Below are 9693 nucleotides of genomic sequence, written 5' to 3' on the forward strand. Positions count from 1 at the left end.
GACGGGGGAAGAGGTGCCAGCGCTCCACCCACACCTCGTCGTCCAGGGGCCGGCGCAGCCGGAACCCGGGATCTCGTGACGCAATGGCCCGTCAGAACCGTGGCGCCGGCCTTCTGTACATGGTCATCCCGGGGCCGGCGCAGCCGGAACCCGGGATCTCGTGACGCGATCGCCCGTAGAACCGTGGCGCCGGCCTTCTGTACATGGTCATTCCGGGGCCGGCGCAGCCGGAACCCGGAATCTCGTGACGGAATTGCCCGTAGAACCATGGCGACAGCATCACGAGATCCCGGGTTCGCCTGCGGCGCCCCGGGATGACGGTGAAATAGGAGCGGCGCCCCGGGATGACGGGAGTTGGTGGGAGTTGTCTCGACTCGAGCGAGTCTCGGGGTGGTCAGGCCGAGTTGCGAGCAACGCTGACCGCTCCGGGTTCGCCTGCGGCGCCCCGGGATCGCGAGGGATGGAAAACGGCCCTCCGGAACGACGAAGGCGGACTCGGGAAGGCCGTCTCAGCGATCCTCGATCTTCCAGCTGCCGTCCGGCTGGCGGCAGGCGGTGCCGTAGACGGTCTCGGGGCGGCCACCGATCCGGGCTTCCATGACGTACTCGCGGCACGGGCCGGCGTCGGAGTAGTAGGTTTCGGTCGGCGTCATCCGGTAGTCGTAGCCGGTGTCCGGGTTGTGCCAGGCGGTCGGTTGGCCGGTGCGCGTGTGCTCCATTGCGTAGCTGGCCCGGGCATGGTCCTGCGCGTCCATCTCGCGGCCGATCGCCCCGCCGATCGCCGCACCCGCCACCGCACCGAGCACGATCGCCGCGGTACTGTAGCCGTCGCCGCCGTGATAGTAGTCGTCGTGCCGCGAGTAGCTGGCTGCGGCCCCGACCAGCCCGCCGATCGCGGCGCCGATCGCCATGCCGGACTGCTCGCGCGGGCCCTGGGTACTGGCGCAGCCGCTCAGGAACAGCGCGGCCGCGACGGGAAGAACGATCAGCAGACGTCGGAACATGGCGGAACTCCGATTCATGGTTCGAGACTCATCCTGCCGTCGAGTGGCTGAATCCTTCCTGAACCGACACTCCGCCCTTTCCATCGTCCCGAAACGACAGCGCTGGAAAACGGGCACCGTCATCCCGGCGCCGGCGGCGCCGGGCCCTCGTGACGAAATCGCTGATCGAACGAAGGTGGCTATCCCGTTTCCACCAATCGATCGTGCCGCGGCAGGTACAGCACCGTCCGGATGTCGGTCTCGCCCAGCTGCTCGAACAGCCGCCGGTACAGGCCGAGCTGGGCGTCGTAGCGCTCGGCTTCTTCGCCGAGGAAGCCCTCCAGGTCGCCGCCGGCGTGGTAGCCCGATTTGTAGTCGACGATCCAGCGCGTGCCGTTGTCGTCGACGAAGGTGCGGTCGATGATGGCGTTGACGAGGCGGCCGTCGACGACGCCGGTCAGCGGCAGTTCGCAGGCGTGGTCCGGGTGCCGGTTGCTGAGGATCCAGCGACCGGTCTCGCTGTCCAGCGTCCGCTCGAAGGCCTCGCCGACCAGGGCCGCGCTCGCGGCGAGCGTTTCCGGGCCGGTGCCCAGGGCGCGCAGCAGCGCCGGGATGCGGTCGATCAGCGCGCTGCGCGCAGCGGGGTCGAACGCCTCCACGCCGACCCGGCCGACCTGCTCGAGCAGGCGGTGCAGTACGTCGCCGGTGCGTCGCGCTTCGGCGCCGGCCCAGTTGAACTCGATCTCGACCTCCCGCTCGTGCCGCGGCAGGTCGGGCGACCAGGCCAGCCGCTCGCCGATTGGCGGTTGCCAGCCGGTCGGGGCGCGTTTGAGGTCCGGTGCGCGCAGCGCGGCTCCGGCGGTATGCGGGGTCTCCGGTGCCGTTGCCGACTCGGCCAGGGCGTCGAGGAAGTCGGCGCCGCAGCCGGGCCAGAGCCGCTCGAGCAGCGTGCCCCGGCCGGGCTTCGGGCCGCCGCTGCGGGCGGGGTCCAGCGCGGTGGTCAGGACCAGCCGTTCGCGGGCCCGGGTGGCGGCCACGTACAGCAGGCGCTGGCTCTCGTAGTCCTCGCGCAGTTTTCGCTCGCTGCGGATCAGGTCGATCAGCGGGGTGTTGTCGGGCTGGTCGGCGGCCCTGAGCGGCGCCAGCAGCACGGCCTCGTCGCCGTCGGGCCGTGTGAACGGCAGCCAGTACAGCAGGTCGCGCTGGCTGCCGCCGGTCCCGCGATCGAGCCGAGGAAGCACGACCAGGTCCCATTCCAGCCCCTTGGCGCCGTGCATGGTCAGGATTTCCAGCCGGACGTCGCGCGACGGGGGATCGCCCGCGGTGTAGCCGGCGGCCAGCCGTTCCTCGAATGCGCCCAGGTCGTCGAGCAGTCCGTCGGCGTCGGCAGCATCGAGCAGGTCCAGGTACTGCGCCGCATCGGCGCGGTCGCCGTCGGGCCGTTCGAGCAGCGCCGGACCGCCGAGCCGGTGCCAGGCGCCTTCGACCAGGGCCCGGAGCGGCCGCCGCCCGATCCGGGCGCGGGCGCGAGCCAGGGTGTCGTAGGCGCGCTCGGCGCGCTCGCGCGCGTCCCCGTCGAGTCGCGCCAGCGCGGCCGGGTCGTGCGGATCGGCCCCGTCGCCGGCCAGCCGGTGCAGGTCGGCGAGCTCGAGGCCGCACCACGGCGCGCGCAGCACGGCCAGCAGCGCGGCGGTGTCGGCCGGCAGGCGGATGGCCCGCGTCAGCGCCAGCAGGTCCTGGACCACCGGACGGGCGATCAGCGGATCGAGCTTGACGGCCCGGAACGGGATGCCGTGGCGCTCGAGCGCCGGCAGGATGGCCTGCAGGTGGTTGCGCGATCGCACGATGACCGCGGCCTTCCAGTCCGGCTCGTGGCGATGCGCTTCGATCGCCTCGCCGAGCAGCCCGGCGATGCGCTCGGCCTCGGCCTCGTCGTCGGGCAGGGCATGCAGGTCGACCCGGCCGCCCTCGCTGCGTCCGGCCTCGGAGGGGGCGTAGGCGACGGCGCCGGCGGCGATGTCCTCGCGCTCCGGGAACACCGGGCCGAGCCGCTCGTTGACCCAGTCGACGACTTCGGCGCGCGAGCGGAAGTTGCGGCTCAGGCGGACGTCGTCGAGCGTCAGCTCGCCGATCCCGTGGTCGCGGGTGCGGATGAACAGCCCGACCTCGGCCTCCCGGAAGCGGTAGATCGACTGCATCGGGTCGCCGACCACGAACAGCGTCCGACCGTCGTCGGGTTCCCAGCCGTGGGTGAGTTTCTCGAGCAGGTGGAACTGCGCCCAGTTGGTGTCCTGGTATTCGTCGACCAGGATGTGCCGGATGCGGCGGTCGAGGTACAGGCCGAGGTCGGTGTAGCCGGCGTCGTCGTCGCCCAGCGCGGTCAGCGCCGCCCCGGACAGGCCGGTGAAGTCGGTCTGGCCGCGCTCGGCGAACACCACCGCCAGTTCGGCCGCGGCCTGGCGCAGGACCCGGATCAGTGCGTCGAGCACGCGCCATTCCTCGTCGGCGTAGCGCGGCATCGGCAGCGTGCGTGCCGCGTGCAGCCGTTCGGCCAGCCCTTCGTCCCCGGCCAGGGCCCGGAGCAGCCCGGTCATGCGATCCTTTTCCGGCGTCTTCGGCGGAAACCCCTGGCCGATGTTCACGCCCTTGCGCCAGGTGCCGGCCTTCGTCAGCAGCGCATCGCCCAGCGCCCGCCAGCCGGCCAGGGCCTCGGGATCGGGCCCCGGCAACCCGCCGCCGGGCCACTCGCGCAACGCGCCCGAGCCGTCGGCGGCGCGCAGCCGTTCGGCGGCGGAATCCAGCAGTGCGGCCAGCGCGTCGGGCGACGCGCCGGCCGAGGCCAGCGCGTCGTCGAGCGCCGTGCGCGCCGCGTCCAGCCGCTCGCGGACCAGTCCTTCGATCACGCCTTCGAGCGTGGCGCGGTCCGGTGTCGTGACGGCCAGCGCGCGCAGCCACTGTTCGCGCCGCTTCAGCAGGTCCACGAGCAGGTCCTCGAGGTCCTGGGTGCGGTGGTCACGCCACAGCAGCACCGTCTCCAGCGCGTCGCCCAGCCCGCCGTCGTCTTCGCCGGCGCGTTCGAGCACGCGGCGAGCCGCTTCGCGGTAGAGCGGCTGGGTGTCTTCGGCCGGGGCGGGCACCGGGCCCAGCCGACTGGCCACCGGCATGCTGCGGGCCAGGTAGTGGCTGAACGAGTCGATGGTCCGGATCATCAGACGCTGCGGGTTGGCCAGCAGGTCCCAGTCGGCGACCCGATGCCGAAGCCGCTCGGCGCAGGCCACCAGGTCCTGTTCGTGCCCCGCGCTGCTGGAGAAGTCCGGCTCCAGCACGCGCAGGATGCGCTGCTTCATCTCGGCGGCGGCCTTGCGGGTGAAGGTGATGGCCAGGATCTCTTCCGGCGCCTCGACGGTTTCGAGCAGCGCCAGGAAGCGTTCGACCAGCAGCGTGGTCTTGCCCGAGCCGGCCGGCGCCTGGACGATGACCGAGCGGTCGGGCCGGACCGCGTGGCGACGTTGTTCGGCATCGCTCATTCGCGGCCCTCCGCACCGCCGGCGGTTTCCGCGCCCGTCATGGCAAGACGATCGCGTTCGTGGATCCGGCACAGCGCGTGCAGGTGGCAGTGGCCGCAGACTCGCGGCTCGCGCGGGTCGACGGCGGCCTTGCCCTCGGCAAAGTCCCAGGCCAGCGCATTCAGCGCGGCGGTCCAGTCGGCCAGCAGCGCGTCGAAATCGTCGATGCCCTTCCAGGCGCCGCCGGTCCGCTCCAGCATCGGCACGCCCTCGATGCCGGTGTCCTCGCGGGCCAGGCCGTCGAAGCCGAGGTCGTCGGGCCGCAGCCGGGCAAAGGCCAGCGCGGCCGGAGGGTCGTCCAGCGACAGCGCGTAGGCCGGCAGCTGCGGGTCGTCGATGCGCGCCGCCGGGCGCCAGGCATTGCGCCCGCGAGCGCCGGTCTTGTAGTCGATCAGCACCGGGCCGGCCGGCGTTGCGTCGACGCGGTCGATCGTGCCCGACAGCGTCAGCGGGCCGAAGCGCATCGCGATCGTCTGTTCCAGGGCCCGCACCTCGAACGGTCCACGGGCGCGCTCCAGGTCCAGCCATCGGGCCAGCAGCCGCTCGGTGCAGCGCTGCTCGAGTTCACGGCCGGCGCGGCTCAGCGTCAGGCGATGCCGTTCCAGCACGCCCTCCAGGGCGGTGGCCGCGGCCTCCTCGATGCGCGTCGCGCGCTCCGCGGCGTCGAGTGCGACCAGCGCAGCGCGGTCCGGGAGCCGGCGCCAGAAGGTCTCCAGCGCCCGGTGCAGCAACGTGCCGCGCAGCCGCGCATCGAGGCCGGGCCGCGGCGCCGACAGCTCGACGGCGCCAAGGCGATGCACGGCGAACGCGCGGAACGGGCAGGCCGATTGGTCGCGCAGCACGGCGGTGCCGCCGCGGACGTCGTCCCGGTCGAGCACCGGGGCGTTGCGGTCCTCGTCCACGGCCTCGAGCGCGATGGCGCCGGAATCGGCGGCCGCCGGCGGCGCGGCCTCGACGGCCTCGTCGAGGTCCCTCGTCTCGATGCCCAGCAGCGGCGAGCAGCGGCGCGGAATCTCGTCGTCACCGCGCGCAAAGCTGCCCCGCAGTTCGGGCGCGATGCGCTTCAGGCCGGCCAGCTCGGCCAGCGCGCGGGCCCGGCAGCCGTCGGCCGTGCTCGTCGGGACGCGTTGCTGGACGGGGCCCGGGATCAGCGGATCGCGGCGCGCCGCGGCCGGCCAGGTGTCGCGATCCAGCGTGGTCAGCCATGCCGCGTCGAAGCGCGCGCCGAGCGCTTCCTGGACGCCGAGAATCTCGACCGCACTGCCCGGATCGGCCTCGCGGAAGGTCACGTCGCGGGCTCGCTCGGCCAGCCGGGCCAGCGCCCGGGCGCGCGGCAGCGGCCCGGCCACCGTTCCGTCCAGCGCGGCGAAGGACTCGAGCAGTTCGTGCCAGCGCCTGAGCACCTGGAACTCGCGGCTGTTCAGCGCTCGGCCGTGGCCGAAGCCGAGCGCCGAGAGTTCGGTCTGGAAGCGCTCGGTCCAGGTCGACGGCCAGGCCGCATCGCGATGCTTCAGCGTCATCGAACGCCACTGTTCCAGGGTCCGGGCCAGCTGCGTGGCGCCGGCGTTCTTCAGCTCGAAGACCAGTTCCGGCACGGTCAGCGCATAGGGCGCCCAGCGCATCAGGCGGGCTTCGGCGCCGGACCTCGCGCGATGCTCCCGGTCGTGCTCGGCCAGCCACGGGCAGCGCAGCAGCCGCCCGGCCTGCGGCTGGTCGATGCGGTTCGGGCCCAGCCCGAGCATCAGCAGCGCGTCGGCCACCAGCGGCCACTCGGCCAGGGCCGGGCCCATCGAAACGTGCCAGGCCGGATCGCCGCGGTCGTCGAGTGCGAAGCCGGGCGGGTCGAAGACTTCGGCGAAGATCCGCTCGATGCGCCCCAGCCGCCCGGCCAGGTCGGGCACGACGATGCCGATCCGGGCGTCGGGCCGCTCGGTCAGCCGCGCCCGCGCCCAGGCCGCCGCGGCGCGCAGCTCGCCGTCGTCGTCGGCGAAGACGCGAAGGTCCGGCGACGCGGACGGGGTCGACTCCGGCGCCGCGTCCTCGATCCGGACGCCGGCCTCGGCCAGTGCATCGAACAGCGCACGAACGAGCGGGACCGGCTCGAGCTCGAAGCCGACGCGCCGGATCGCCTCCGGCAGCGGCAGCGTGCGTTCGCGGATCCGGTCGGGCAGACCGGCCGCGAAGGTCCATTCGTCGATCACGCCACGCTCGCGGCAGGCCGATCGGAACCGCGCGGCCCAGCGCCGGAAGGCGCGGCTGTCTTCCGACAGCAGGACATCCGGCCAGCGTTCCGGGGCATCCAGGCGATGCTCGTGGATCGTCCGCCAGGCGCGCTGAGCCAGTTCGACCACGCGCGGCTCGCCGACGAAGACCTCCGTATCGATCGCCTCGCGCCAGAGCTCGCGCGCGGCGTCGTCGCCGACGATCACGCCGTCGACGGCGCCGGACACCAGCGCGTCGGCGCGCAGCGTGTTCAGCCAGGCACCGACGCCGAGCACCTCGGGGGTGCGCCAGGCGCGCTCGCCGCGGGCGGTGGCCTCGGCCGCCAGGCGCTGCCGCTCGGCGCGGGCCAGGCGGCCGGTCGGGGTCAGGGTCAGAACGGAGGTGGACGCGGAACCGGAGCTCATGCCGTCGATGATACGTCGGCCGTTCTCAGAAGCCGAGAACCGAACGCCGGGCCCGGCCGGTCGCGGACGATCGGGCGCTCCCGCACCGCAGTTGGCGTTGGCGGGCGCAATGCAATCCGGTCCGGGTCGGGTCGGACAGCAACCTGAACGTCCAGCTGCCGCGCGGTGAGCCGATCCAGGGCGCGATGACCGACGCCCCGGGGCGATCCGATTCCGGGCGCCCGGATCTCCGCCTTCGGCATCGACGGTGCGGACGCCGGACAGGGCATCAGCGACGGTCTCGGAGACTTCGACAGCGCGGCTGCGTTCAGCCCCGGCTTCGAGTTCTGATCGGTGGTCGCCGCCGGTGATCCGCTGTTGTCCAGTCCCCGGGCCATTCTCGGTCGACTTCGCAGCGGGGTACATGACCTGGGCTCGATGCAGACCAGTGGCAGCGGCCAGGCATTCGCCGGCAGGTTCGAGAACGGATCGTCTCCGGGCCGGATCCTTCGAGGCCGCTTGATTTGCGGGGGCGTGCGCGAGCCGGTAAGCTTCGGTTCACCGCGGACCTGTGTCTTCGGATCAAAGCATTCCGCCTGCTGAATGATTCACACGACAGGGAGCGCGTCATGTCTGCAACGAGTTTCGATTCTCCGAATCCCTCACCGGATTCGCGCGGCGCGGCCGCGCCGGGTGTTGGTCGCCGTGCGCTGCCGCTGGCGGTGGCCGCAGCGCTGGGTGTCGGGCTGCCGTCCGCGGCCCTGGCCCAGTTGTTCCCGGCCGAGATCGAGCTGTCGGCCCTGGACGGCACGAACGGCTTCGTGCTCAACGGCGAGGCGGCCAATGACGAGGCCGGGCGTTCCGTCAGCGCGGGCGGCGATATCAACGGCGACGGCATCGATGACCTGATCATCGGGGCCGAAGGCGCCGACCAGAACGGCAGCTCCTCGGGCCGCAGCTACGTGGTGTTCGGTTCGGACACCGGCTTCGCCAGTCCCGTCGAGCTGTCCGGCCTTGACGGCAGCAACGGCTTCGCGCTCAACGGCGAAGCGCAATACGATCTATCCGGGGTCTCGGTCAGCGCTGCCGGCGATATCAACGGCGACGGCATCGATGACCTGGTCATCGGGGCCTACCGCGCTGACCCGAACGGCAACTACTCGGGCCGCAGCTACGTGGTGTTCGGTTCGGACACTGGCCTGGCCAGTCCAGTCGAGCTGTCCGGCCTTGATGGCAGCAACGGCTTCGTGCTCAACGGCGAAGCACAATCCGATTATTCCGGGTTCTCGGTCAGCACTGCCGGCGACATCAACGGCGACGACACCGATGACCTGATCATCGGGGCCTTTGGTGCCGACCCGAACGGCAACAGTAATGCCGGCAAGAGCTACGTGGTGTTCGGTTCGGGCACGGTGACGAACCCCTTCGACCTGTCCACCCTCGACGCCGTCAACGGCTTCGGTCTGAATGGAGAAACAGCTGATGATTTCTCCGGGTCCTCGGTCAGCGCTGCCGGCGACATCAACGGCGACGGCATCGACGACCTGATCATCGGTTCTCCAGGAGGGTTCTTCAACAATGAGGTCCGAAAGAGCTACGTCGTGTTCGGCTCGGACTCCGGTCTGCCCAACCCGTTCAACCTGTCCTCGCTGAACGGCAGCAACGGCTTCGTGGTGAATGGAGAAACGGCTGGTGATCGCTCCGGGTACTCGGTCAGCGCTGCCGGCGACATCAACGGCGACGGCATCGATGATCTGATCATCGGAGCCCCGTACGCCGAGACCGATGGCATTGTTTCCGGGCGCAGCTACGTGGTGTTCGGTTCGAACTCCGCGTTCGCGGCGACGATCGACCTGAGCCTTCTGGACGGCAGCAATGGCTTCGTGCTCAACGGCGAAATGGCGGATGATCAATCCGGGCGTTCCGTCAGCGCCGCCGGCGACATCAACGGCGACGGCATCGATGATCTGATCATCGGAGCCTATGGCGCCGACCCGAACGGCGGCTTGTCGGGTCGCAGCTACGTCGTGTTCGGATCGGACACCGGCCTGCCCAACCCCTTCGACCTGTCGACGCTGAACGGCAGCAACGGTTTCGTGCTCAATGGCGAAGCGGCCGGTGACTACGCCGGGTGGTCGGTCAGCGCCGCCGGCGATGTCAACGGCGACGGCATCGATGACGTGGTCATCGGGGCCTTCGGCGCCGACCCGAACGGCAGCAGTTCGGGCCGCAGCTACGTGGTGTTCGGGCGAAGCTCGACGGACGTGGCGGTCAGCAAGAGCAACGGCGCGGCCTTTGTCGACAACGGCCTGCCGACCACCTGGCTCATCGATGTCGCCAACGTCGGCGCCGCCGACATTGCCGGTGCGACGCTGAGCGACCCCGTGCCGACCGGCGTGACCGGGGCGACCTGGACCTGCACTGCCTTCGGCGGCGCGGTCTGCACGAATCCGAGCGGTAGCGGCGGCATCAGCGAGAACGTCGACCTGCCGGCCGGCGCCAGCCTGGTCTACGAGTTCACTGCGACGGTCACCGCAA

The 9693-nt window shown here is 71.5% G+C and carries 4 protein-coding genes; 1 reads left to right on the forward strand and 3 read right to left on the reverse strand.

Annotated features, from left to right (window positions below):
- Positions 1 to 509: 509 nt before the first annotated feature.
- From HFP89_RS15595 to HFP89_RS15605, 3 genes are all read right to left on the reverse strand, one after another.
- Positions 510 to 1004, reverse strand: a complete 495-nt coding sequence (locus HFP89_RS15595; RefSeq protein ID WP_168718607.1) for an RT0821/Lpp0805 family surface protein — start codon at positions 1002 to 1004, stop codon at positions 510 to 512.
- Between the two features lie 179 nt (positions 1005 to 1183).
- Positions 1184 to 4510: a UvrD-helicase domain-containing protein gene (locus HFP89_RS15600; protein WP_168718608.1), complete on the reverse strand. Its 3327-nt coding sequence runs from the start codon at positions 4508 to 4510 to the stop codon at positions 1184 to 1186.
- The gene (locus tag HFP89_RS15605) at positions 4507 to 7176 is read right to left on the reverse strand and encodes a PD-(D/E)XK nuclease family protein (protein ID WP_168718609.1); all 2670 of its coding nucleotides are present in this window, start codon (positions 7174 to 7176) and stop codon (positions 4507 to 4509) included. Before HFP89_RS15605 ends, HFP89_RS15600 begins: the two co-directional genes overlap by 4 nt.
- A gap of 608 nt (positions 7177 to 7784) precedes the next feature.
- Between HFP89_RS15605 and HFP89_RS15610 the strand changes: the two genes are divergently transcribed.
- Positions 7785 to 9693: integrin alpha (locus HFP89_RS15610; protein ID WP_168718610.1), on the forward strand; the 1909-nt coding region annotated here is incomplete at its 3' end.

The sequence above is a fragment of the Wenzhouxiangella sp. XN79A genome (genome assembly GCF_012272825.1).
Classification (GTDB): domain Bacteria; phylum Pseudomonadota; class Gammaproteobacteria; order Xanthomonadales; family Wenzhouxiangellaceae.